The organism is Bradyrhizobium cosmicum, from assembly GCF_032290525.1.
Classification (GTDB): domain Bacteria; phylum Pseudomonadota; class Alphaproteobacteria; order Rhizobiales; family Xanthobacteraceae; genus Bradyrhizobium; species Bradyrhizobium cosmicum_A.
This window is the reverse complement of the sequence record NZ_JASXTA010000002.1, coordinates 434,455-458,901: the sequence shown is the minus strand read 5'-3', so window position 1 is coordinate 458,901 and position 24,447 is coordinate 434,455. Positions and strand designations below refer to the sequence as shown.

17 protein-coding genes are annotated in these 24,447 nt (G+C 65.4%); 7 read left to right on the top strand and 10 right to left on the bottom strand.

Annotated elements, in window-relative coordinates; all coding sequences use genetic code 11:
- Positions 1-22: 22 nt before the first annotated feature.
- Both QSV46_RS05875 and QSV46_RS05870 read left to right on the top strand, forming a co-directional pair.
- Complete coding sequence (locus QSV46_RS05875) at positions 23-1,531, top strand: ATPase domain-containing protein (RefSeq protein ID WP_314947743.1); 1,509 nt, start codon at positions 23-25, stop codon at positions 1,529-1,531.
- Positions 1,528-3,234: a response regulator gene (locus QSV46_RS05870; protein ID WP_314947741.1), complete on the top strand. Its 1,707-nt coding sequence runs from the start codon at positions 1,528-1,530 to the stop codon at positions 3,232-3,234. Before QSV46_RS05875 ends, QSV46_RS05870 begins: the two co-directional genes overlap by 4 nt.
- Before the next feature lie 213 nt (positions 3,235-3,447).
- On the opposite strand, the gene QSV46_RS05865 is transcribed toward QSV46_RS05870, so the two are convergent.
- The 6 genes from QSV46_RS05865 to QSV46_RS05840 form a co-directional block, all read right to left on the bottom strand.
- On the bottom strand, positions 3,448-3,933 hold the full coding sequence (locus QSV46_RS05865; protein WP_314947738.1) for a YkgB family protein: 486 nt from the start codon (positions 3,931-3,933) through the stop codon (positions 3,448-3,450).
- Between the two features lie 167 nt (positions 3,934-4,100).
- Positions 4,101-4,466: a response regulator gene (locus QSV46_RS05860; RefSeq protein WP_314947736.1), complete on the bottom strand. Its 366-nt coding sequence runs from the start codon at positions 4,464-4,466 to the stop codon at positions 4,101-4,103.
- A gap of 260 nt (positions 4,467-4,726) precedes the next feature.
- Positions 4,727-4,960 (bottom strand): hypothetical protein, encoded by a 234-nt coding sequence (locus tag QSV46_RS05855; RefSeq protein WP_314947733.1) that lies wholly within the window; start codon positions 4,958-4,960, stop codon positions 4,727-4,729.
- A 19-nt stretch (positions 4,961-4,979) separates the two neighbouring features.
- Complete coding sequence (locus tag QSV46_RS05850; protein ID WP_314947731.1) at positions 4,980-6,098, bottom strand: DUF2336 domain-containing protein; 1,119 nt, start codon at positions 6,096-6,098, stop codon at positions 4,980-4,982.
- Positions 6,099-6,489: 391 nt separating this feature from the next.
- Positions 6,490-10,167: an AsmA-like C-terminal region-containing protein gene (locus QSV46_RS05845; protein WP_314947729.1), complete on the bottom strand. Its 3,678-nt coding sequence runs from the start codon at positions 10,165-10,167 to the stop codon at positions 6,490-6,492.
- Positions 10,168-10,311: 144 nt separating this feature from the next.
- Positions 10,312-11,544 (bottom strand): cytochrome P450, encoded by a 1,233-nt coding sequence (locus tag QSV46_RS05840; protein ID WP_314947726.1) that lies wholly within the window; start codon positions 11,542-11,544, stop codon positions 10,312-10,314.
- Between the two features lie 132 nt (positions 11,545-11,676).
- Between QSV46_RS05840 and QSV46_RS05835 the strand changes: the two genes are divergently transcribed.
- The 5 genes from QSV46_RS05835 to QSV46_RS05815 all read left to right on the top strand — a co-directional run bounded on the left by QSV46_RS05835 (position 11,677) and on the right by QSV46_RS05815 (position 16,146).
- Positions 11,677-12,288, top strand: a complete 612-nt coding sequence (locus QSV46_RS05835; RefSeq protein WP_314947723.1) for a TetR/AcrR family transcriptional regulator — start codon at positions 11,677-11,679, stop codon at positions 12,286-12,288.
- A gap of 180 nt (positions 12,289-12,468) precedes the next feature.
- The gene (locus QSV46_RS05830; RefSeq protein WP_409997145.1) at positions 12,469-13,428 is read left to right on the top strand and encodes a helix-turn-helix transcriptional regulator; all 960 of its coding nucleotides are present in this window, start codon (positions 12,469-12,471) and stop codon (positions 13,426-13,428) included.
- 97 nt (positions 13,429-13,525) lie between these two features.
- The gene (locus tag QSV46_RS05825; protein ID WP_314947720.1) at positions 13,526-13,816 is read left to right on the top strand and encodes a hypothetical protein; all 291 of its coding nucleotides are present in this window, start codon (positions 13,526-13,528) and stop codon (positions 13,814-13,816) included.
- 120 nt (positions 13,817-13,936) lie between these two features.
- The gene (locus QSV46_RS05820; protein WP_314947718.1) at positions 13,937-15,142 is read left to right on the top strand and encodes an NAD(P)/FAD-dependent oxidoreductase; all 1,206 of its coding nucleotides are present in this window, start codon (positions 13,937-13,939) and stop codon (positions 15,140-15,142) included.
- Positions 15,143-15,210: 68 nt separating this feature from the next.
- Positions 15,211-16,146, top strand: a complete 936-nt coding sequence (locus QSV46_RS05815) for an MBL fold metallo-hydrolase (RefSeq protein ID WP_314947983.1) — start codon at positions 15,211-15,213, stop codon at positions 16,144-16,146.
- 116 nt (positions 16,147-16,262) lie between these two features.
- On the opposite strand, the gene QSV46_RS05810 is transcribed toward QSV46_RS05815, so the two are convergent.
- The 4 genes from QSV46_RS05810 to QSV46_RS05795 form a co-directional block, all read right to left on the bottom strand.
- Complete coding sequence (locus QSV46_RS05810) at positions 16,263-17,126, bottom strand: Crp/Fnr family transcriptional regulator (protein ID WP_314947980.1); 864 nt, start codon at positions 17,124-17,126, stop codon at positions 16,263-16,265.
- Positions 17,127-17,398: 272 nt separating this feature from the next.
- A complete protein-coding gene (locus QSV46_RS05805; RefSeq protein ID WP_314947716.1) occupies positions 17,399-20,002 on the bottom strand; it encodes an EAL domain-containing protein in 2,604 nt (867 codons plus the stop codon).
- Between the two features lie 157 nt (positions 20,003-20,159).
- Entirely contained in the window at positions 20,160-21,461 is a 1,302-nt protein-coding gene (locus tag QSV46_RS05800) for an MFS transporter (protein ID WP_314947714.1), read from the bottom strand.
- A gap of 269 nt (positions 21,462-21,730) precedes the next feature.
- Positions 21,731-24,166 (bottom strand): EAL domain-containing protein, encoded by a 2,436-nt coding sequence (locus QSV46_RS05795; protein WP_314947978.1) that lies wholly within the window; start codon positions 24,164-24,166, stop codon positions 21,731-21,733.
- Positions 24,167-24,447 lie beyond the last annotated feature (281 nt).

Here is a 24,447-nt window from a genome sequence, read left to right as displayed (position 1 = left end):
AGAGATGCGTTGAGGGGGTGCAATGAAAGGAACGTCCACGGCTGCTCCAGACGGTGAAGATTTGCCGCGAGTGTCCACCGGCAGCGAAGGCCTGGATGACATCCTGGGCGGCGGCTTCGACGCCAACCGGATGTATCTCTACGAAGGCCGGCCGGGGACCGGCAAGACGACCATCGCGCTGCAATTCCTTCTCAGGGGTGTGCGCGACGGTGAACGCGTCCTCTATATTTCCCTGTCCGAAACCAAGCGCGAGCTCACGGTGGTCGCCCAGCGCCATGGCTGGTCCCTGGAAGGCGTCGACATCTTTGAACTGGTCCCGCCGGAGACGACCCTCGATCCGGACCGGGAGCTCACGGTTTTCCATCCCGCCGAAATGGAGCTGAACGAAACGACCGGCCTGATCTTCAAGGAGGTCGAACGGCTCAATCCCGCGCGCGTGGTGCTCGATAGCCTGTCCGAGCTGCGTCTGCTTGCCCAGAACCCGCTTCGTTACAGGCGGCAGGTGCTGGCCCTGAAGCATTTCTTCACCAACCGCAACTGCACGGTTGTGCTCCTGGACGATCTTTCATCGTCCCAGGATGACCTGCAACTGCATTCGATCGCGCACGGCGTCGTCATGCTCGAACAGATTGCGATCGATTACGGAGCAGAACGGCGGCGGATCCGCGTGATCAAGATGCGCGGCATTCGGTTTCGCGGCGGCTTCCACGATTTTACAATCGCACAAGGCGGTTTGCGGATCTTCCCGCGCCTCGTCGCGGCCGAACACCACAAGTCGTTCCCCGGTGAGTTCACGTCCAGCGGCAACGCCGAACTAGACCAACTCCTGGGAGGCGGCCTCGAGCGTGGCACCAATGCCCTGTTCATAGGCGCTGCCGGAGTGGGTAAATCGTCGCTCGCGCTCACTTATGCGATAGCGGCTGCGGAACGTGGCGAGCGCGCCGCATTTTTTGCCTTCGATGAGGGGCGCGGCACGGTGGAAGCTCGAGCCCGGACGCTGGGCCTGCCGCTCGAGGAGCACCTAGAGTCAGGACTTATTCGGTTTCAGCAGATCGATCCGGCCGAATTGTCGCCCGGTGAGTTTGCAGCAACCTTGCGCAGGAGCGTTGAGATCGACGATGCCCGCGTGGTCATCATCGACAGCCTCAACGGTTACCTGAACGCGATGCCGGACGAACGATTCCTCATCCTGCAGATGCACGAACTCCTGACCTTTCTGGCCCAGCAGGGGGTGGTGACCATCCTGATCCTCGCCCAGCACGGGCTGGTGGGTCCGATGGAGACGCCGCTCGACATCAGCTATTTGAGCGACGCAGTACTCATGCTGCGCTATTTCGAGTCCGCCGGAACGGTGCGGCGCGCCCTTTCCGTCGTCAAGAAGCGCAGCGGCAATCACGAGCATACGATCCGCGAGTTTCGTCTCGGCAGCACGGGAATCAAGGTCGGCCCGCCCCTCAAGGAATTCATGGGTATCTTTTCGGGCAATCCGCGTTACACCGGCAAGGATATTCCGGAAGGCTTCGCCGGATGAGTGTCGACAGCGACAACCGTGTTCTCATCTTCGCTCCGATCGGTCGCGACGGACCGGCATCAGCCGAGCTTTTCCGCGGTGCGAGCCTCGATGCCGTCATCTGCCGAAGCCTGCCGGAACTCGTCAGCGAGATGACGGACGGCGTGGGCGCGGTCTTCCTGGCTGAGGAAGGACTGTTTGGGAAAGATACGGCGCCGCTCGCTCAATGGATCGCGAGTCAGCGGCCATGGTCGGATCTCCCTTTTATCGTTCTCACCAGCCATCGCGATCAGCCGGCCGTCGTCGCCTGGCGCCGCAATATCGTCGCGCTGCTCCGTAACGTTTCGCTGCTGGAACGGCCGGTCCAGCCGATCACGCTGACCAGCGCAATGCAATCGGCGATCCGGGCCCGACGGCGTCAATATGAAATCCGGGCTCTGCTCGCGGCACGCGAGCAGACGGCGCAGCAGCTCGAGAAGCTGGTGGTCGAGCGCACGCGAGAGCTGGAGGAGGCCAACAACCAGCTTCGGCTCGAGATGAACGAGCGCACTCGCGTGGAGGAGACGCTTCGCCAAGCACAGAAAATCGAAGCCATCGGCCAGTTGACCGGCGGGGTGGCGCATGACTTCAACAATCTGCTGATGGTCATTTCCGGCGGTCTCGACATGCTTGACCGTCAGACGGACCCTGCCCGCCGTCGCCGCCTGATGGACGGCATGGTCCAGGCTGCACAACGCGGGGCCAGTCTGACCCGACAGCTGCTTGCTTTCTCTCGCCGCCAGACGCTGCGGCCGGAGCCGGTCGACGTTGCCTCGCAGATGGGAGGCATGCGCGAGCTGCTCGACCGAAGCCTGAGAGGCGACGTCCACGTTGAGTTCGACTTTCCGGATACGCTCTGGCCGGTGGAGGTCGATCCCGGCGAGCTCGAACTGGTGATTCTCAACCTCGCCGTCAACGCCCGCGACGCGATGCCCAATGGCGGCACGATTGTCGTACGTGGGGAAAACCTGCCCGATCTGAACGACGAGCAGATTGCAGGCGACTATGTGCGCCTGTCCGTCGTCGATACCGGCGTCGGCATGGGGCTGGAGATCCTGTCGCGCGCATTCGAACCATTTTTCACGACCAAGGAGGTCGGAAAAGGCTCGGGGCTGGGGCTTGCCCAGGTCCACGGATTTGCGACGCAGTCACGGGGCACAGTCCGCATTCGGTCGGAAGTCGGCCGAGGTACCAGCATCGAGCTCTATTTGCCGCGATCGCTCAGCGTTCCGACCAGGGAGCGGCACCTGATCGATCTCAACATGGTGCGGCCGAGAAAGACCAACCGTGGTCGAATTCTCCTGGTCGAAGACGATGACGAGGTTGCCGCACTTGTGAGCGAGATGCTGGGGCACCTAGGTTACGAGGTCACACGCGCTGCGAGTGGCGCCGCCGCGCTCGGCGCGCTGGCCGACGGCCGCGCCGTCGACGTCATCTTTTCCGATATCATGATGCCCGGCGGCATGAATGGAGTCGAACTGGCACGCGAGATCAAAAGACGGCGTAGCGACATACCCGTCCTTCTGACCAGCGGATACTCCGAAGCCGCAGTTCATGACGCCGCGTTGGAAGGTATTCAAATTCTACCGAAACCGTATCATATCGACGAATTGGCTGCGGCGCTCGGCGCAGCAAGGTCGGAACCAGGATTTGATACGGAGTCGAAAAGATCGACCCGTTTTTGATGCCAGAAGGTCCCGTAGCACGAAACGGGTCGACGACGGGGCCTCGACGCTGGCCATCTCGAGGATCATCTCGCCGACCCAGTCGCCCTCCATCTCGATCCCGCATCTTCCGCCATCTCGGCGCCGTACGTTCGGCGAAGGTCACAAAGACCTGTTCCGCGATCCGGCGAAGGTCTTGTGATTTGCCGCATCAGACGGTGAGAGGCGCAGCGCTCAGCCGCTACGCAACCGAACGACCCATTGCGGCAGTGACGCGAGGAATAACACGGTGCACACGCACAGCAGAACGATGTCCTTGAACAGGAATTCGCCAGTCAGGTTCCACGCCATCGGATCGGACGAAAGGCTCCATGTGACGACGCCCGGCGTCGTGAAGAAGAACGACCACGTGATCGCGAAGGTCACCATGCCCATGAATGAACCCAGCGCCGACAGGACCGGACTGAAGCTGCCGGCCGCGAGCAGCGCCGCAATTACGAATTCGGCAACACCTAGAAAATACGCCTCTCCCCGCAGGCCGAACACCGACAGCCAGGAGATGATCGGACTGTTGCTGATGAACTGGGCGATGCCCTGTGCGGATTGCAGCGTAAATTTCTGCATTCCAAACGACACGAATATGATGACCATGTCCCAGCGGAGAATGGCGAAGAGACGGTAAGAACCGCCTCCATTCTCGGCGATGTTGAACCCTTGCATGTGACGATTTCTCCCAGGCTTGCATATCCGCGAGCGCGAAAAAGGCATTCGCTGAAGGCTGTACGGAGAGGAGCTTCCGTCGTTACTTGCATCCGCAGGTTCCACGGATCACGGCTGCGTGCGACGAGCGTGTCCGCGTCAGATCGCAAACTCGACGTCCGGAACGTTCAGAGCTCATGGAGCGCGGCGATGAGCTGTCCGGGGTGAAACGGCTTTTCGAGAAGCACGCTGTCGGGCACGCCTTGCGACTTCCATAACTCCAGGTCGGCACCCGCCATCATATACACGACCGGAAGGTCCGGATGTTTCTCTCGCATTCTGCGGGCCACATCCCAACCGCTCAGCCTGCCGCCGAGACAGACGTCGGTCACGAGCGCCTTGTGATGCTTCCCCCTGGCGATGAAGACGGTGATTGCCTCCTCGCCCGACGACAGGATGTCCGACGCAAACCCGGCCTCCGCCAGCGCGTTCTCGAGCACGCCCTGGAGCGGATATTCGTCCTCCACGATCAGGATCGAGGGCGGTTCCGACATTCATTTGCCTTGAGCTCGCCGGCGATACGTCGCGGCACGCAACATTTCAGTTGGTGCGGAGCTACGGCACGAATGTGCAGCTTTGTTGGCGATGCGTCGCGGTTCCGCAGTTTCCTGTGAACCCTAAATGGCCTGGTCAAGAAATGTTCTTGAGGGTTCCTGCAACGGCAATCGCGGCCATCGCCGGGTCCCGGACGACCGCCATCCCGAGCAACTCAGGCAATGATCAGTTTCGCTGCGCCCGCCTGGCCGACGGCGTCTTACCGGAAATACCCCAGCACCAGATCGATGTCAGGGCCGCCGGCGACCGTGCCGTTCAGCTCGGCGTCGATGACGCGGCGGCAGGCTTCGATCGCGGCATGATCGCCGAGATCGTTGGCGGCTTCCAGCACCAGCCAGGCAGCGTCCACCGAAGCCTTGTCCGGAGCCGATCCGCCGACGTCGGCGCTGAGGTTCTTGCTCTTGCGAATCGCGGTGCCGAATTGAGGCAACATGGCAAATACTCCCTCTTCCTCAGTGCACCTGGAGCTCGGGCTGACGGCCCGTGTCGGCACCTGCACCGGTCTTGCGCGACTGGTAGAATTTCAGAACGCTGCGCGAGGTCTCGATCTTGAGCTTGCCGAACTCGCGCTCGCTGTCCTGGAGCTCGCGCGCCGTGATCAGATGATCCTTGGCGCCGAGGAACAACAGGGACATGGTCGTGTCCCACGAGAAGTCGAGCGCCTTGCACAGCACCAGGAGAATCTCGCGGTTGCGGTCCATCATGGCGCGCTCGATCACGTCGACCGGCAGCGACGACAACAGCGACAGGCCGATCTGCACCTCGTCGAACCGGTGCTGGCGCGCATAGTTCGAGATCGAGTCCTGGTTGAGGTTGCCCTGGCGGTACTGCGTCGTCACCACGCGCTTGGCGACGAAATAGCTGCGCGAGGACGGACCGAACTTGGACTGAAGATCGCCGGTCACGTCGGTCACCGAGCTCTGGATCTGCGACATCATCTCGGGCCGCTCGGTCTCGAGCCGGCGGCGGACGTCTTCCGACGCCTTCGAGATGAGCTGCTGGAAGACGTGGCGCGGCACGTCCTTGCGCAGGCCAAGCTGCTCAGCGAGGATGGAGTCGCCCTCCGCGCGCCGGACCATGTGCAGGAGGCCGGAGCCGGAGAAGCGGGCGCCCTCGTTCTTGACGACCGAGGTCACGACCTCCTGGTCGCCGCGCTTGACCAGCACGTCGGTGACCGCTTCGCCGATCGACTTGCGCTGGGCGATCGCGAGCAGATGCGACTGCCCCTTGGTCATCGCGCTCTCGACCAGCATCTTCTCATCGATGCGGGTGGAGTCGCGCAACACGGGCCCGGCGACGGCGATCTCGTCGTCGAGGGCGAGCTTTTCGATGACATTGAACGGCGCATGATCGCACGCCGACATCACATCCGAAAGCTGCGCACGCGCGGCCACCTCGATCTCGTCGGCGAGCCGGCCGATGACCTCGCCGAACATGCTGATCTCGTCGTCGCTGTAGCGGCCGGTGATCAGGATGTCGGTCGCATGCCACAACGCCTTCGCCCGGCTCTCGTCGGTGCCGCGCGCGATGGCGTCGTCCAGATCCTGTAGAAGCGATTTCGCCCCGTTCATGTCGATCACCCCAGTTCTTGGTAACTCTTTGGCGCGCCATCCTGTCGGTAGCGGCAGGACACCGAATTTCTCTGAGACTCGAGACTAGGGAACAAACGCGAGAATCCGGTAAAGTCGGTGCAGCAGTTTTGCCGAGCAGAACTCGTTCAAATGCGAGGGATCGGGTTTACCGGCAGGCAGAAGCCTACGCTTGCCGAACGGAGTTGAGGCACTTTGCTTCCCCGCCGTCATGGCCGGGCGTAGCCGTCCGAAGGACGGCGTCGCTTCCGCTCGCCTATGCCCGGCCATCCACGCCTTGCTGCACGAAGAACGCGGATGCCCGGGCCTTCGCCTCGCCGAAGCGGCTTCGGCCGCGCAGGCGGGACAAGCCCGGGCATGACGAGTTCGGCGCTTACGGATTCTGTGGCGTCAGCACCAGCGGCGGCTTCGGCCTGGGCTTTGCGGGCGGCGGCCCTGGGGCCGGCCTCACCTCGATCGGCGGCGGCAGGGGCGCGACCTGCTGGCTTGCGAGCGGCGGGCTCACAAGTGGCGGGGTTGCAAGTGGCGAGCTCGTAAGCGGCGGGCTCGGTGCTGCGGGAGCCGCCTGCGGCGCCTTCGGTGTCGGCGCGGCCTTTGCCTTCGGCGGCGGTGCGCGGCGGGGATCGCGGCCCGGCGTCGGCACGTCGGTCAGCGACGGCTCGGGCGCCGGATCCGGCGAGACCAGCGTCGGCAGCGCCGCGGTCGCCGGCGGCGGCTCGCCGCGCTCGATGGCATCGAGCCGGCGCGTCTCGCGGTCGATGGCGCGCACCGCAAGCCACGAGGACAGCGGCGCGACATCGACGGTCCGGTTGAGCCTGTCCGGCGGACCTGCCGCGAACAGCTGAATCTCCGGCGGTGCGCCCGAGAGCCCGGTCATGATCGGCGTCAGGCTGGCGCGAATGTCGGCCTGGTCGGCCGGAATGTCGTAGCCGCCGGAGACGATGGCGCGGGCGTTCTTCGCCTCCAGCGCCGTCGCGCCGAAGCGAAGGCGGCCGTCGCGGATCGTGAACGGGATCTGCGCCGAGGCGACGGCAATCGGGGCGGCGGCAAGCGCCGGCTCGACCAGCTGGCGCAGCCTGACGTCGTCGGCAACCTGGCCGCCGTCGCTGGCGCGAATGGCGATCTCGAAGGCGCGCGGATTGAGACCGCTGATCTCGGCGGAATCCAGCGTCACCGTGCCGTTGCCGCCGAGCGCACCAGTCAGCGCCGCGACGCTGCGGCCCTGGCTCGTCAACGCCATCTGCACCGAGGCGCGGCCCTTCGGCAGCGCGAGGTCGCGGTAGCGCAGCGCCGCCGCATCGACATTGCCGAGCTCGACGCGCGCATTCAACGTCAGGCCACCGGCGCCATTGCGCGCGTCGAGGCTCGCCGATATCTCGCCGCCACCGAGGCCGCCCTTGAGCGCATCGAGCGCGAGCGACTGGCCGTCGCTCCGGATCGTGCCGCCGATGGGGCGCAGCTCGATGCCGCCGGGCAAGGTGCCGCGCAGGGCCTGGAAGGCGATGCGGCCGCGCCAGCCACCGAGCAGCCCCGTGCTCAACGGCTCTCCGGCATCATGTCCGGCGGCGCCGATCGCCATCGCCAGCGCAGGCATCAGATCGAGCGCGTCGAGGCCGATCTCGCCCTCGACACTCTTCTCCTGATCGAGCGTCACCGCGAGATGGCCGCGCAGATGCGAGCCGGCGGCGCTGCTGTCGAGATCGTCGAAGCTCAGGCGGTTACCCGACAGGCCGACGCGCGAGGACAGGTTGACCCGCTGCACCGACTTGTCGGCCGGACTGGTCCCGAACAGCGGCGCCAGATTGGCGTTGCGCACGCGCAAATTCACGCTGCCTTTGAGGTCGGACGATTTGGGCCCCGACAAATCGACGCTGCCTTGCGCATCCGCATCCAGGCCGCCGCCGCTGAGCTTTGCGTTCAACTGCAGAGGCTTGCGCCAGGCGCCGTTCACCTTGGCTTCGAACTGCGAGGCGCCCTCGCCTGCGGCCACCACGCGATCGAGCCCGACCAGCGCCAGCAAGGCACTGGCCTGCGGTGTCGATATTTTTGACTCCAGCGTGAAGTCGCTGTCGCGCAATCTGTCGAGATCGATGCCGTTGATGGCAGCCACCGGCGTCTGCGCGGTCAGCGTCGCGGTGGCCTTGAGCTGCGGCGCGTCGAGATCGAACACGGCGCGGGCGTTGCTGCGGTCGGCATGCTCGGCGTTCCTGTCGAGGCTGAGGTCGAGCTTGAGCCGCGTCGCGCCTGCTAGTGGCGGGATGGCGTCGAACCGTGCGCGCACCGAAGGCGCAAACGGCTCGATCAGCGCGGTGAGCTCGCGCAGTGAATTGGCGGAGGATTTCAGCGCGAGCTTGCCGGTGGCATGAGTGCGGTCGAAGCTGCCGGTCGCCTCCGTGGTCACGCCGCTAGCCTGGCCGAAGCGCAGTTGCTCCAGCGAGAGCGCCGCCGGACCGTAGCCGAGCTTTGCCGTGAACGGCCGCAGCTCCTGGCCGGCGGAGATCGCGCGGCCGACATCGAGCGAGAGTTTTGCTTCCTCCGGCCATTCGCCTTGCGGTCCCGCGAGCGCACGCACAAAACTTGCGGCGGCATCGAGGTCGAGACGGTCGGCCTTGAGCTCGGCATCGATCCGCGAGCCCTTGCTCGCGCCTGTTTGCACGAAGGCGATGCGGCCCTCCACCGCGCCGCCCTCGATCTCGGCTTTCAGCCTGTCGACGGCGAAATGGTTGGCGGCGATGGTCACGTCGGCGGCAAGGCGCAGCGGCCGCGTGCTGCGGCGATTGACCTCGGTGCGGCCCTGGAGCCAGGCCACCAGTGTGTCGGGATCGGAGGATTCGACGCTGAGACGGCCGCTGAAGCTGTCGGCGCCGGGCGCAGAGCCGTTGAGCGAGAGCTGCGTCATGCCGGGCGCGCGCAGTTCGAGCCGCTGGAACGTCCAAGACCTTCCGTCGGTCGCAAGCTCGGCCGTGATGTTCTGGAGCGGACGACCGCCGAGCATGATCTGGTCGGAGTTGAACTCGATCTGCGCCGGGATCGGTGCCTGCGGGATCGCCGCCAGTCCTGCGCGTAGCGCCGACATGACGCGCTGCGGATCGGCATCGTCCTTGGCCGCGAGTTTGTCGGCGTCGACCTGCCGCGCCGACAGCACCGCGCGCAGCAGCGGCGAGGCGCCGAACCTGAGATCGCCGACGCCGCCGAGCTTGAGCGCATTGTCCTCCGCACCGAAACTCGCGTCGATCTGGTCGAATTTGGCGCCGGCCGGATCGGCCTTGAGCTTGGCCGTCAGCTTCCAGGGCATCGGCCCGGCCTCGCCCGCCTTCTTCGCCGCGGGCACGGCGAGGGTCAGCGCGCCGTCGAATTTCGGCAGGCGATTGTCGAACGCGAGCACGCCTTCCAGATCGGCGAGGATGGCGCGCTCGCCGGGATCGATGTTGAGGTGGAGGCGGGTGGCGCTGCCGTCGGCGCTCGGGCCGGAGGAGATGCGGAACGGGTAGCGCGTGCCCGCGGCGGTGAAACGGCCATCGCCCCGCACCGAGCCGGCCAGCGAGCGGACGTCGCCGGAGAAGGCGATGTCGCTCAGCTCGAGCGTCGAGCGGCTGGCGGCATCATGCAGGGCGATGCGGCCGGCAAGATTCAGGCGCTCGATCGCGAGCGAGGCCAGATTGAAGGTGCCGCTCGCGGTGGAGGGCAGATCGACCCGCCCCCTGGCATCGAGGCCGAGATCCACCGCCATGCCGTTGACCGAAAGCTCGGTCGCGCGCCATTCGCCGCGCATCAGCGAGCCCAAGCTGAACTCGACGTCGAGCTTGTCGGCGCGCAGCCGGCCGAGATCGTTGTTGCCGCCGAAGGTCACCGCGCGCAGCCGCAGCGTCGGCGCCGGCAACAGCCGCGCATCCAGCTCGCCCGCCACCCGCACCGGTACGCCGATGATCCTGCCGGCCTCCGCCTCGAACTGGGGCCTGAACTGGTTCCAGTCGATGAAGTAGGGCCCGATCAGCGCGGCCAGAAGCGCAATGATGAAGGCAATCGCCAATCCGAGCAGCGTCGTCTGCACGGGTCTCCCCTCGGCCAAACCGGCACCCGGGCCAAACCCTGACCTTGAGAGGCTTCAGGCGTACCGGAACAGCCCCTTATATAGAGGCAAGTGTGGCGAAGTCACAGCGACTGTTGCGCGCGGAGGTTAACGCGTCCCCCGTCCCTACCAGCTCGCCGGCAACCTCTTGAGGCCGCGCAGCACGAAGGTCGGCCGCCATTCCGGGTTCTCGACCTCGTCGATCCGCAAGCCCGGCAGCCGGCGCAACAGCGTCGCGATGGCGATCTCGGCCTCGATCCGCGCCAATTGGGCACCGAGGCAGAAATGGATGCCGCCGCCGAACGACAGCGGCTTCACATTCTGGCGGGTCACGTCCAGCCGGTCGGGCCGGTCAGGATAGACCGCCGGATCACGGTTGGCCGAGCCGAGCAGGCAGAGCACGGTCTCGCCCTTGGGGATGCTCTTGCCGCAGAGATCCTCGATGTCCTCCAGCGCGACGCGGCCGGTCATCTGCACCGAGGAATCGTAGCGCAGGAACTCCTCGATCGCGCCCACCATCAGTTCCGGCCGCGCTTTCAGGAGCGCGAGCTGGTCCGGATTGCGGTGCAGCGCCAACAGGCCGTTGCCGATCAGGTTGACGGTGGTCTCGTGGCCTGCGCCGAACAAGAGGATGATGTTGGCGGTCAATTCCTCGTTGGTGAGCTTGTTGCCGTCCTCCTCGGCCTGCACGAGCTGGGTGATGAGATCGTCGGCGGGCTTGCGGCGGCGCAGCTCGAACAGCTGCTGGAAATACATCTGCGCCATCATGTTGCCAGCATTGCCCTTGGCGATCTCCTCCGGCGTGAGCGGCACGGGATCGAGCAGCCGCCCGCCGTCGCGCGAGCTGTTGTAGAAGACCTCGCGATGGTCCTCGGGAATGCCGAGCATGTCGCAGATGATGGTGACGGGCAGGCGGAAGGCAAAATCCTCGATCAAGTCCATGTGGCCGCGATCGATCACGGCATCGATGGCCTGGTCGACGATCTCCTGAATCCGCGGCCGCATGTCCTCGACCCGGCGCGCGGTGAACGCTTTGACGACGAGACCGCGCAGGCGGGTGTGATCGGGCGGATCGGCCTGCAGCATCCAGTGGCTCATGCTGCGGAACACCGGCTCGTCCATAATGGACGGGCTGTAGCGGCGCTTGGAGCGCTCGACGAAATCCTTGCCGAAGCGCCTGTCGCGCATCACGAGGCTGACATCGGCATGGCGGCTGGCGACGAACTGGCCGAACGGCGTCACGTGGATCGGATCGATCGCGCGCAGCCGCTCGTAATGCGGGTAGGGATCGCGGATGAAGTCCGGCGACAGAGGGTTGAACAGCGGATCGCCGCCTGCGCCTTGCACTTGCTCGTTCATGGTGACCTCAGATCGGTTGCCGCATGACACGCATACGCCGATCGCAGCCCCACTGCCCGGCGTAACCATCCCCTGAAATTATCAACTCGATACATTGTTGTATCGAGTTGCATTCTGCCCTAACCTGGCGCGATGTCAAGGGTGAGAACCAGGCCGACCAGGGACGATACGCGCGAGGCGCTGTTCGAGGCAGCAGCGCGCGTCTTCGAGCAGGACGGCATCGGCGGCGCCAGCATCGAGGCGATCGCGGCGGCGGCGGGCTTCAGCCGCGGCGCGTTCTATTCCAACTTCAAGAGCAAGGACGAGTTGATCATCGCCATGCTCGAGGACCATGTCGAGCAGTCGATCCGGCGCAACATGGACATCCTCGCGCAGCACGACAATCTCGACGATTTCATCGCCGCGCTGAAGGCGATGGACCGCACGCGGCAGGATCCGCTCGGCCGCTCGCCCCTGCTGCACATGGAGATGATCCTGTTCGTCGCACGCGCCGAGAAGCGCCGCCCGGAGCTTGCCAAGCGCCTGCGCGCGCGGCGCAAGCTCATTGCCGACATCATCGAGGCGACATTGAACAGCAACGCGAGAGGCGACACGCTGAACCCGCCGTGGATGGCCTCCGTCGTGCTGGCGCTGGAAGACGGCTTTCGCCTGCACCGGCTGATCGATCCCGAGACCACGCCGGCCGACAGCTTTCTGCGCGCGATCACGGATTTGCGGCGGAGGACGGGGTTGGCGTCGGGCTAGCGTCAAGGACCCTCCATCGCCCGCCCCCATCGTGCATTCGTGAAAACGCACGCCTGCCTGGAGCAGGATCAGGCAACGCAAAGCCGTTTCAGGCAAGACCACGGGCCATTGCAGCGCATAGAAGGCACCCTGGTCCGTACAAACACGGACGACAAATCAGCGATCAGGTGGAGCCACGCAATGACCGGGAGCACCGCACCCATGCGCAATCCCTCGCACGAGGGCTTGCCACCCACATCCAGCGCACATCAGGACGATCGCGCAACGTCCGAGCGGCGCGCCGCCGATTTGGAAATGGCGCGCGTGCTCAGGACCGAACCATTGCGCATCGCATTGGACTCCCGGGGTGTCGGGATCGCCCACTGGAAACACGATCCCTTGCACGACGTCGTCGAGCCCATGAGCCACCACGTGATCATGGCCTATAACGGCGTGATGCAACGGATGGAGCGGCGGTCCGGAAAATCGGTTGCGATCGGCACGTTTCGTCCCGGGGTCGTGATCATCATTCCGGAAGGATCAAGCTCCCGATGGGACATTCCGAAGCCCGTCGACGTGGTTCAGCTCTATCTTCCCGACGCAACGCTGAAGCGCGTTGCGGACGAGGCCGGGACCACCGGGCCGGCCCACCTGCTGGAGCGAACGGCGCATCCCGACCCCATTACGTCCCGTCTGCTTCTCAGCGCGGCGGATTCGCTGGAGGGCAATGGACCCCTGGATGCGCTGTTCAGGCATCAGCTGACCGATCTTCTGGCCACGCGCGTGCTGGCCGCGCACACCGGTTCGCCAACCACGTTCCAGCCGACCATGGGCGGGCTGTCGCCGAAGGTGCTGCTCCGCGCGATCGAACGGTTGCGCTCGGACAGCGATGCGGACGTGTCACTCGATGCGCTGGCCTCCGATGCCGGTCTGTCCCGCTTTCACTTCTGCCGCGCCTTCAAGGAAAGCACCGGGCTGTCGCCGCACGCCTGGCTGCGCCAGCACCGGCTCGAGCAGGCCATGAACGTGCTGCGGGACACCGACGAGCCGATCGTCTCGGTCGCCGCGGCACTCGGCTATGCCTCGCAGACCGCCTTCGCCGCGGCGTTCAGGAAGCTGACGGGCGAGACGCCAAGCGATTGGCGCAGGCGCGTGCGTTAGCAGCAATCTCTCGACAGGGACGGCAATCGCTCTGGGGCAGTCGACGATCCGGTTCGCTACACATCACAACGTCAAATGATGCGGACGGAGGCGAACGATGAACTGGAAACGTCTTGCGATTGCACCGCGGCGGAAGGCCGTCTCGACGGCGCTCATATACGGGCTCTCACTGACCGTACGCTTGACCTCGCCAACAGCGGAGGAGGCCGGGCACCAGGCAGCGCAAAGCGCCAATCCGTCGCCATCGATCCTGATCGATCGGAGCTGGCCCAACAAACCCTCGCTGCCGGTCGCCCTGCGCGGCTGGCCAGCGAGCCCGCGAAGCTGCCGCGCTGGATGTGAAGGCCCGGCGCTGCTGTCCTCGCTGCCGAACTGCACCGCGCCGTAGCGGCTAGGTACTCTCCGTCTCACCTCTCCGCGTCATCATCGTTTGCACCAGGCTTTGCTCGCATCGGGCGGCGGCGATGACGCGCGCGTTTCGAACCAGCAAACTCAAGGAGTCTATCACATGCGACTGCTCATCATCGGCGCCGGCTTCGCCGGCATGTACGCCGCCCTCTCCTCCGCCCGCCTGCGCGACATCCAGGGCGCTACCCCGCAAGACCTCGAAATCGCACTGATCGCACCGGAGCCGACCCTGGTGGTCCGTCCGCGGCTCTACGAGCCGAAGCCGGAAACCTTGACGGCGCCGCTGCTCGACCTCCTCAAGGCGATCGACGTCGACTACATCAGGGGCAGCGCCGAGACCGTCAACACCGAAGCGCGAACGGTGCAGATCGCGACTGCAACGGGCACGCGAAAGACGCTGTCCTACGACCGTCTCGTGGTCGCCACCGGCAGCCGCCTGTTCCGCCCCAATATTCCCGGGCTTGCCGAGTACGGTTTCAGCGTCGACTCGCTCGATGACGCCATCGCGCTCGACAAGCATCTGCATGGTCTCGCCGAGCGGCCGGCCGTGAACGGGCGCGATACAATCGTCGTCGCCGGCGGCGGCTTCACCGGCATCGAGGCGGCAACCGAGCTGCCCGCACGCCTGCGCGCCATCTTAGGCAATGATACGCGGGCGCGCGTCATCATCGTGGACCGCAACAGCGCGATCGCGCCCGACATGGGCGAAGGCCCGCGCCCGCTGATCGAGGACGCGTTGCGCAAGCTCGGCGTCGAGACGAGGCTCGGGGCCGGCGTTGCCTCGCTCGACAAATCCGGCGTCACGCTGTCGACTGGCGAGCACATCGAGACCGAGACCGTGGTGTGGGCCGCCGGCATCCGCGCCGCGCCGCTGACGGCGCAGATCCCCGCCGAGCGCGACAATTTCGGTCGGCTGCTGGTCGATCGCGACCTGCGCGTATCAGGCGTCGCCGGCGTCTTCGCCACCGGCGATGCCGCGCGGGCCGCATGCGACGACAACGGTAATTACGCATTGATGTCGTGCCAGCACGCGACACGCATGGGCGCCTTTGCCGGCAACAATGCCGCGGCCGAGCTGCTCGGCGTTCCGACCAGGCCATATCACCAGAAGGCTTACGTCACCTGCCTCGATCTCGGCGAAGCCGGCGCGCTGTTCACGCGCGGCTGGGAGCGCACGGTCGAGATGGTCGGCGAAATCGCCAAGAAGACCAAGCGGGAGATCAACACGGTCTGGATCTACCCGCCCCGCGCCGAGCGTGCCGCGGCGCTCGCGTCAGCCGATCCGGAACGCGTGACCAGCCTGTAACGCACGAAACGACGGCCGCGCTCCCCTGGCTGCGCGAACCGTTCAACCACGACCAGCCAGAACCAGAACTGAAACCGGAGACCAACATGAACCTGCACAACACCTCCTATCCCGTCGCATCGAAGCCCGAAGAGCTCGTTCCGTCGCGCTACGCGCTGAAGGTCGGCGAGATCGACGTGCTGGTGGTCAGCGACGGTGTGCTGCCGCTGCCGACCGCCATGCTGGCGCACAACGCCGCCCCGGCCGACCGGGCAACCTGGCTGCACGACATGTTCCTGCCGCAGGACGCCTTCGACTGGGCGCTGAACGCGGTCATGGTCCGCAGCGGCGACAAGACCATCCTCATCGACGCGGGCCTCGGGTCCGATCCGGACCTGCACCTGCCGCGGGCCGGGCAGCTGATCAAGCGACTGGCGGCCGCCGGCATCGATCTGTCGGCCGTGACCGATCTGGTGCTGACCCACATGCACATGGACCACGTCGGTGGGCTGCTCGTCGACGGGGTGAAGGAGCGGCTGCGCAAGGATCTGCGGATCCACGTGGCGGCCGCCGAGGTCAAATTCTGGGAGGCGCCCGATTTCTCCCGCGTCTCCATGCCGCCGGGATTCCCGGATGCGCTTCGGGCCGCCGCCAAGCAGTTCGTGAAGGAGTACGGCAGTCACCTGCGGCCTTTCGATGAGCAGCACGAGGTCGCGCCGGGCGTCGTGGTTCGTCGCACCGGCGGTCACACGCCCGGACACAGCGTGGTTCGCATCGCCTCCGGCGGCGAGGCGCTGACATTCGCCGGCGACGCCGTGTTCGCCGTCGGGTTCGAGCAACCCGAATGGTACAATGGCTTCGAGCACGACCCCGAGGAAGCCGCGCGGGTTCGCATCCGCCTGTTGCGACAGTTGGCCGAGACCGGCGAGATGCTGGTCGCCACGCACCTGCCGTTCCCGTCCATCGGCAGGGTCGCGGCCGACGGCGACGCCTTCCGTTGGGTCCCGGCGTTCTGGGACTATTGATCGCTTGGTGAGCTAGGACCGTACCGGGGCGCGGACTCATGGTCGATGAGTTCGCGCCCTGGTTCTGTGCGGCCGATCGAGTCAACGAATAATCGCTGGCGTGCAGTCGAGCACCGTCAGCGCGAGTCCAGGCCCTGCTCTCTATTTCCTGCCCGCGAGACGGCTCTGGATTCACCACTGGCTCGGTCGGAGGCGACCAAGACACTTTGCCGGAACGGCGGATGGGCAGGCTGCGACACCGACAATTCCTGGCAATACATTCGATCGATGTTGTGCTCCATGAGCGCATAACAATCGCATGCGACCATCTCAAGCCGAGCGCGATCTATCTTGATAAACCCGCGCCGGTCGGACGGGACGGCACCGGCCTCGCGTAGCTTGTTCATCGTCAGAGTCACGGTCGTGCGCCGCACCCCGAGCAATTGCGCAAGGGCGTCCTGCGTCACCGGAAGAGGATCATCGGGAACGCGGTCATGAAGCTGCAGGAGCCAGCGCGCCAAGCGGCGATCCACCCGGTGCAGCGCGTTGCAAGCGGCTACATGCTGGAGCTGCAATAACACCGCGCGGACGTGGACCTGCACGACATGCCTGATGGCTGCGCTTTGTGCATAGGCAGCCCTGAATTTGGCGGCGGAAATCAGCGACGCTGTGCCGGCCACGCGAGCAATCGCGGTCACGGATGAAAGCGACGGGCCGAGCGCGGAAAACGAGGCCAAAGCGCCTTCCCGTCCCATCAAGGTGGTTGCGACCGATTGCCCGTCCGGCATATCGAGCATGAAGGCGATCGCGCCGCTATGGGGAAAATAAACCGGGTCGAGCTCATCGCCCGACCGCACCAGGACGGCATCGGCTTCGAACGAGACCTTCTGAAAGTAGGGCGTCAGCAGACCGAGATCCGCCGGCGGCAACGCCGCCAGAAGCCGATTCCCGATGCCAGTGGGGTGGACGGTCGCGCTGCTTTCCCGGGAACGAGCATCCAATGAACGACGGAAACCGCTGATTTCATCCACTATGATTTATCCGAAATACGCCTGCCGAACTGAATCCATCCAAACAGAGCCATCTGGCGAGATCAAGCACGGATAATTGCGGAAAGCTGATTGCGTCTTTGCAGCGAACGCATCTTGCATACATCATACTATACGATCTTTGGCACCCGCGAGGTGCCCGCGAAATTGGACAGGCCGCGGCCTCGGTCGCCCCGAGCAAGCAATCCGGTACGTTCCCGCAACCGAATGCCTGAGCCCGGACATTACCGGCCCAAAGCAGCACCCTGCGCCGACCGCTTCATGGCGCCGCGTCCCGTGGGCGCAACATCGAGCCTTCCCAGCATCGCCCTCGCCTGCTCGGCGCAGTGCTCGATCAGCCAACGCTCGAATGCGACGGGGGCGAGCGCGGGGGCGTAGAGGAAGCCCTGCACGACGTCGCAGCCGAGTTCGGCCAGCGTCTTGCGCTGCCCTTCGGTCTCGACGCCTTCGGCGACGACGGTCATGCCGAGACCCTGACCGACGCGGACCACGGCGGTGGCGATGGCGAGCGCGCCTGCGTCCGTCTCGATGTCGCGCATAAAGCTGCGGTCGATCTTGAGCTCTCGGATCGGCAGATGCGCGAGCCGGCTGAGGCTTGAATAGCCGGTGCCGAAATCGTCCACCGAGAGCCCGACACCAAGCTCGCGAATGGCGTTCATGGTCTCGAGCGCGGCGACGCTGTCCTGCATGAACGCGCCCTCGGTGATCTCCAGCATCAGCGCGTCCACCGGCAGGTCGTACTCAGAGAGAATGTCCTTGAGCCGCGCGGCCAACGCGACATGGCGGAAATTGATCGGCGACAGGTTGACCGAGACGGACGGAATATCGAGCCCGGCGCGGCGCCAGCTCGCCATCTGCCGGCAGGCCTCGCGCACCGACCAAAGGCCGATCTGCTCGATCAGGCCGCATTCCTCGGCGAGCGGGATGAACTTTGCCGGTGAGACGTCGCCCAGCACAGCGTCGTGCCAGCGCGCCAGAGCCTCGACGCCGTGGATCGCGCCGTCGCAGCTGCGGATCTGCGGCTGGTAGCTGAGCGTCAGCGCGCCCTCGGCGATGGCGCGGCGTAGCGCGGCGATCAGCGTCAGCCGCTGCTCGGTAAGGCCGTTCATTTCGGCGCTGAAGACGCGGTGAGTCGAGCGGCCGGCCTGCTTGGCCATGTACATCGCCGCGTCAGCCTGCTGCATCAGTGTGTCGATATCCGTGGCATGGTCCGGATAGAGGCTGATGCCGACGCTCGCGGACATCTGAATCTGCCTGGATCCGAGGCGAAACGGCACGGCCAGCGCATCGATGATCCCGGCGGCGGCGCGCTCGGCGCCTTCGGCGTTGCGTTGCGGCAGCAGGATGACGAATTCGTCGCCGCCCAGCCGACCAAGCATGTCCTCGGGACCGATATGCTCGCGCAGACGCTGTGCGAGCTGGACCAGAAGCTCGTCGCCGGCGGCGTGACCGAGGGTGTCGTTGACGTCCTTGAAATGATCGACGTCGAGAAAGGCCAGCGCGACGTGGCTGCCGGTCGGACAGGCATCGATCGCAGTCGTGATCAGGTTCCGCAGCTGCGCGCGGTTCGGCAGGCCGGTGAGGATGTCGTGATAGGCGAGCCGCGCGATCTCGGCGCGCGCCTCCTTACGCTCGATCGCGAACGCGCCGAGGTCGACGCAGGCGTCGACGATGCGCCGGTGCCAGTTGCTCGGCGCGCGCGGCTCCCGATAATAGAAGGCGAAGGTGGCGATGACCCGGCCGTCCTTGGCCTTGACCGGGGTCGACCAGCATGCGCGCAGGCCAATCCCGAGCGGCATCGCCTTGTAGGGCTGCCAGCGCGGATCGGTGTCGAGATCTTCAGCCAGGACCGGCTCGCCATAGAAGGCAGCCGTGCCGCAGGAGCCGACGTTGGGGCCGATCGCAACCCCATCCAGTGCACGGGAATAGTCGTCGGGCAGGCTCGGACCGCCCAGCGGGTGGATCAGGCCCGCGGCATCGATGTGAAGCAGCGAGCAGACGACGTCGGGCGCGATCTCCTCGACGCGGCGGCATAGCCGGTCGGCGATCTCGGCGATCGGAACCTCGTCGGCCAGCGCGCTCATGATGAGCTGCTGGAGCGAGCGCAGCTGCCTGGTCTCTGTGATGTCCTCGAGCAGCGCGAAGATGTGCTTGACCCGGCCCTTCCTGTCGCGGACGGCGTCGATCCGGGCGCAGACCCAGATCTCCCCGCCGTCCTTGTCGTAGGCGAGCACCTCGGCTTCGCCGCGGCGACCGCCATGCACCAAGCGCTTGACCAGCTTTGCGACGACCGTGCGATCGGTATGGCGACCGGCGACGAGCTCGGCCGCATTGCGTCCCTCCGCCTCGCCGCTGGTGTAGCCGAACAGCGTCGTGAACGCCGAGTTGACGTAGCGGATGTTCTGCTCGACGTCGGTGATGATCACCGCGCGACTGGTTTGATCGGAGACCGCGTTCAGAAGCTTGATCTGTGCACGGCGATCGGCCTCCGCGGTGACGTCGCGGGCGAACACGATGTGATGAACCGCGCCATCAACGGTCGCCGAGGAGAGCGCGATGGACGCCCTGATGCGACTGCCGTCGGGCCGCAGCAGGCTAATCTCGTCGCGGAATTCGGTAGCCGGAGCCTGAAGACATTTGAGGGCAAGAATTTCGGCATCGCAACCGAGCACCTCGTTGCGCGCGAGCAGCCAGATCCGCTCCGCGCCGACGTTGAAATGCGAGATGCGATGAGCGCTATCGATGATGACGACGCCATCGTCGGCGCGTTCGAGCGCGGCCAGCAGCACTTCCGGAGTTTCCGTCGCAAGACAATCGGAGGCAGACATGGTTGGACCCGAAGGCAGCGGGATGATGTGGCAATCGGCTCGAAGCTAGCGCTGCGATGGTGTCCAAGACGTTTTTGCAATCTGGTCGCGCCGCGCCAAGACTTGGCATGCTTAACGGTCCGCGAAAGCATCCAAGGTAATTGAGTGCGCCCGGAACCTATCCAGCACCGGTTCCGGCATGGAGCTTGTGCAGCCGGCCGGCCACGGCGCGCACTTTGCGCGGCGCGGCCTGCCAGACCGAGAGCGCCGACAATCCGCTCACGACGATGGCGATGGCGAAGGCGAGCGTGTAATCGCCGGTGCGATCATGGAGGAAGCCCGTCACCCAGGGGCCGGCCGCGCCGCCGGCCAGGGCCGCCAGCATGATCATGCCGAAAATGCTCCCCTGGTGCTTGCCTTGGAAAATCTCGAACACCACCGCGCCCATGATCGAGGTGAGGCCATAGCCGAGCGCGCCTTGTGTGAACACCATGAGATAGACGAGCCAGAACGAGGACTGATACTTCAACGCGATCAGCGCCGCGAAACAGATCGCAAACCCTGCGCAGCTGATCGCCCACACCCATTCCCGCCCGATCCGGTCGGAGACGTGGCCGAGCAGGATCTGGCCGGGAATGCCGAGCAGGCTGACGATGCCGAGCGCCCAGACCGCAACGCTCGGGCTGAAGCCGATGTCGAACAGGAACTTGGTCTGGTGCACCTGCACGGCGTACCAGATGTACAGGCCGCAGAAGTAGCCGAGCGCGATCCACCAGAACCGCGTCGTACCGACCGCACGCCGCAGCGTCCAGTCGGTGCCGACCCAGACAGGGTCGACGATGTTCGAGACCGGCGCTGCCGCACCCGCGACCGGCGCGGCGTCACCATCCGCCTGGAGCCCTATATCCTCGGGGCGCTTGTGCAGGAATAGATTGATCGGCGCCAGCACGACGAGGATCAGCAGCCCCATCGCGGTGCAGGCGGTGCGCCAGCCGGTCTGCTCGATCATGTGCTGTACCCACGGCAGCAGCGTCACCGAGCCGATGCCGACGCCGGCAAAGGCAATCCCGATGGCGAAACCGCGCTTGCGGATGAACCAGTTCGGCAGGAACAGCGACTGGCCGGAATAGCCGAGACACACCGAGCCGGCGCCGACCATGACCCCGATGGTGACGTAGAGATGCCAGGGTTGGCTCGTGAGCGGGGCCAGCAGCAGCCCGCCGCCCATCAGCACGACACCGAGCTCCATCACCGCGCGCGGGCCGGCGCGGTCCATCAGGCGACCGATCAGCGGGCTGACGATGCCGGATATTACGAAGCCGAAGGAAAATGCGCCGGCGGTGACGCCGCGTTCCCAGCCGAACTCCGAGATAATGGGAGGAAAGAACAACGAAAAGGCGGTGCGCGCGTTGACGCCGATGGCCATGGTGACGAAGGTCACGGCGACCACGACCCAGCCGTAGAAGAACGGAAGACGCATGTTTTTCTTATTTCATCCCTAGATGGTGCTACCGACCATCCGGGGCCGCCCGGGTCAAGCGATTTTCGCGTATGTGTTTCTTGACGGGTGCAGAAGCTGCCACATCGTCATGGCCGGGCTTGTCCCGGCCATCCACGTCTTCGCTGGGCGGAACAAAGAACGTGGATGCCCGGGCCTTCGCCTCGCCGAAGCGGCTTCGGCCGCGCAGGCGGGACAAACCCGGGCATGACGACCTCTCTTCAATGTTCAAATGCTGCCAACGCGCGCGCTCAAGCTGCGTCGCGTTGCGAACTCTGAACGGACTCGCCGAACGCGATCTGGTCGACCGGCTGCGGGCGGCCAAACAGGTAGCCTTGCGCAAAGTTGACGCCGAGCGCCGTCAACCGCTCGAACTCCTCGGCCGTCTCGACGCCTTCGGCGGTGACCGACATATCCAGCCCGCGCGCCAGCGTCACGATCGAGGCGATGATGGCGGAGCTGCGCGGCTGATGCGTGAGGTTGCGAATGAAGGATTTGTCGATCTTGATCTTGTCGAACGGGAACACGGTGAGATAGCTCAGCGACGAATAGCCGGTGCCGAAATCGTCGAGCGCGAGCTCGATGCCGGTGTGCTTCAGCCGCTCCATGAAGGCGAGGTTCTCGATGCCGCGTTCCAGCAGCACGGATTCCGTGATCTCGATCTCCAGCCGCTCGGGCGCCAGGCCTGAATCCGCCAGCGCCGCGCAGATCGTCTCGAACAGGTCGGCCTCCTTGAACTGGATCGGGGACAGGTTCACGGCAACGGTGAGATCGCAGGGCCAGGCGGCGGCGTCCGCGCATGCGCGCCGCAACACGAATTCGCCGAGCGGCACGATCAGCCCGGTTTCCTCCGCAAGCGCGATGAACTGGTCCGGCGGGATCAGGCCGCGGCCCGGATGCCGCCAGCGCACCAGCGCCTCGAAGCCGCGACGAGCACCGCCTGCGAGGTCGACGAAGGGCTGATAATGCACCTCCAACTGGCACTGCGCGATGGCATCGCGCAGATCCCCTTCCAGCGTATTGCGTGCCTCGAGCTCGGCCGACATGGCGTCGTCGTAGACGGTGAAGCAGTTGCGGCCGGCCGATTTCGAGCGGTACAGCGCGAGGTCCGCCTTCTTGAGCAGCTGCTCCTGGTCGCTGCCATGGTCCGGCGCGATCGCGATGCCGATGCTCGTGCCGATCTCGACGCGGTGGCCCGGCAGCAGGAACGGTTCAGCAACCAGCTTGGCAATCCGCGCGGCAAGCTCGGTCGCGCAGGCCCGCTGATCGTCGCAACTCTGTTGGATGCAAGCCTCCTGGATGATGGCGAACTCGTCGCCGCCGAGCCGCGCCAGCACGTCGGTTTCACGCAGCGCGGATCTCAGCCGCAGCGCCACCTGGCGCAGCAGCGCATCGCCGGCACCGTGGCCGAGCGAATCGTTGACGTTCTTGAAGCGGTCGAGGTCGAGCATCAGGATCGAAAACGGCAGCCCCCTCACGCTCAACTGGCTGTTCATCAGGTCGAGCCGGGTGAGGAAGAAGGCGCGGTTCGGCAGCCCGGTCAGGATGTCGGTCTGGGCGAGCTCCAGCACGCGCCGGTTCGCCAGCGACAGCCGCCGCGAGTTGCGGCTTGCGAGCATGAGGTAGGTCGACAGCGACAGCGTCAGCAGCATGCCGACGGTCAGCACCGCGCCCGCACGATCGTAGGTCGTCTCCAGCGGACCGCCGGCGGTCGGAACCGCCCGGACCTGCCAATCGGTATCGCCGATCCTGAGACTGCCCGACCAATGCGGGGCCCGTGCAACGTCCCGCATCGACTGCGGCGCGGTGGCGGCCGACGAATAATCCGGCAGCGTTTCCGCCAGGCTGACGATCCGAGCGCTAAATGGCGGGTAGACGTTCACACTGACCGCGGGGCTTGCTCCCGTGGTCACGCGAACGGACTGGATCAGCAGCGGCAGGTCGAAGATGCCGACGACGAAGCCGGCGAGATTGCGGCGCCGGTCGGCGACGTCGTCGCGCGAGGTACCCTTGGCGTAGACGGGAATGGCGACGAGGACGTCGGGCAGCCGGCCGCCCTCCCTCGGCTCGTAGAGGCGCGTGCGAATGGCAGCGACCCGATCGTTGTCGCGGGCGCGCTCCAGCACCGCGCGGCGCTCCGGAACGGTCGCATAGTCCATGCCGTAGACCGGCGAGGTCTTCGGCTGGGTCGAGTAGAACACCGGAAAATATTCATCGTTCTGCGGCGCGGTCGCGAAGCCATCGCCCTGGAGCGACTTGATGCGATAGCCTGATACGCCGTCCGTGATCGCAGCGGCCTCGTATTCGGCGCGCTCCTTGCGGTTGACGCGCGGCAGCCAGCCAATGCGCAGCATGCCGGGATGACGCTCGAACAAGCGGGCGCTGAAGGTCTCGAATTCGCTGCGGGTGATTTCGTCGTTGGTCGATTCGAACAGCGTGCGTAGCGCGACCAGCCTGGAGATGTACTCGTTCATGCCGTTCTGCATGACGATCGCCTGGGTCTCGGCCGCGTTCGCGAACTCGATCCTGTTGACGCGGTCCTCCCAGCGCGCCACGGCGGCAGCGCCCGCGAGCGAGAACAGAAGACCGACCCCGGCTGCGACGAGCGCAGGACGATAGAGCCCGAGCAGCGGCGCGGCACGCCACCATCCCGTCTTCTGCCCCCGATTCTGATCGCGACCGCCCATCTTGATCCGCAAGTCCCCATCGCGCGGTGGCCCACTTCTGGTTGAGCCACCGGAACTGCTATCGGTCAAGGATCGCGGTTAAGAACCGCACAATTTCGCAACCGCGTCGTCACGCGTCATGCGGTTTTAGTTAATGATTACCCCGCAAATTTGCGGGAGTCTGGCGATATCTTGCCGGCTTTTCCCAGAGTCGCACGGACCATCGACGCGGCGCAAATTAGCGTCCTGTTCATCCCGCAGGACCTATCGCTTCCGCAACACGTCCAGCATCCGGCAAACAT

Coding starts and splice junctions, on each gene's coding strand:
- QSV46_RS05875 (WP_314947743.1), top strand. CDS start 23: ATGAAAGGAACGTCCACGGCTGCTCCAGACGGTGAAGATTTGCCGCGA.
- QSV46_RS05870 (WP_314947741.1), top strand. CDS start 1,528: ATGAGTGTCGACAGCGACAACCGTGTTCTCATCTTCGCTCCGATCGGT.
- QSV46_RS05865 (WP_314947738.1), bottom strand. CDS start 3,933: ATGCAAGGGTTCAACATCGCCGAGAATGGAGGCGGTTCTTACCGTCTC.
- QSV46_RS05860 (WP_314947736.1), bottom strand. CDS start 4,466: ATGTCGGAACCGCCCTCGATCCTGATCGTGGAGGACGAATATCCGCTC.
- QSV46_RS05855 (WP_314947733.1), bottom strand. CDS start 4,960: ATGTTGCCTCAATTCGGCACCGCGATTCGCAAGAGCAAGAACCTCAGC.
- QSV46_RS05850 (WP_314947731.1), bottom strand. CDS start 6,098: ATGAACGGGGCGAAATCGCTTCTACAGGATCTGGACGACGCCATCGCG.
- QSV46_RS05840 (WP_314947726.1), bottom strand. CDS start 11,544: ATGAACGAGCAAGTGCAAGGCGCAGGCGGCGATCCGCTGTTCAACCCT.
- QSV46_RS05835 (WP_314947723.1), top strand. CDS start 11,677: ATGTCAAGGGTGAGAACCAGGCCGACCAGGGACGATACGCGCGAGGCG.
- QSV46_RS05830 (WP_409997145.1), top strand. CDS start 12,469: ATGACCGGGAGCACCGCACCCATGCGCAATCCCTCGCACGAGGGCTTG.
- QSV46_RS05825 (WP_314947720.1), top strand. CDS start 13,526: ATGAACTGGAAACGTCTTGCGATTGCACCGCGGCGGAAGGCCGTCTCG.
- QSV46_RS05820 (WP_314947718.1), top strand. CDS start 13,937: ATGCGACTGCTCATCATCGGCGCCGGCTTCGCCGGCATGTACGCCGCC.
- QSV46_RS05805 (WP_314947716.1), bottom strand. CDS start 20,002: ATGTCTGCCTCCGATTGTCTTGCGACGGAAACTCCGGAAGTGCTGCTG.
- QSV46_RS05800 (WP_314947714.1), bottom strand. CDS start 21,461: ATGCGTCTTCCGTTCTTCTACGGCTGGGTCGTGGTCGCCGTGACCTTC.
- QSV46_RS05795 (WP_314947978.1), bottom strand. CDS start 24,166: ATGGGCGGTCGCGATCAGAATCGGGGGCAGAAGACGGGATGGTGGCGT.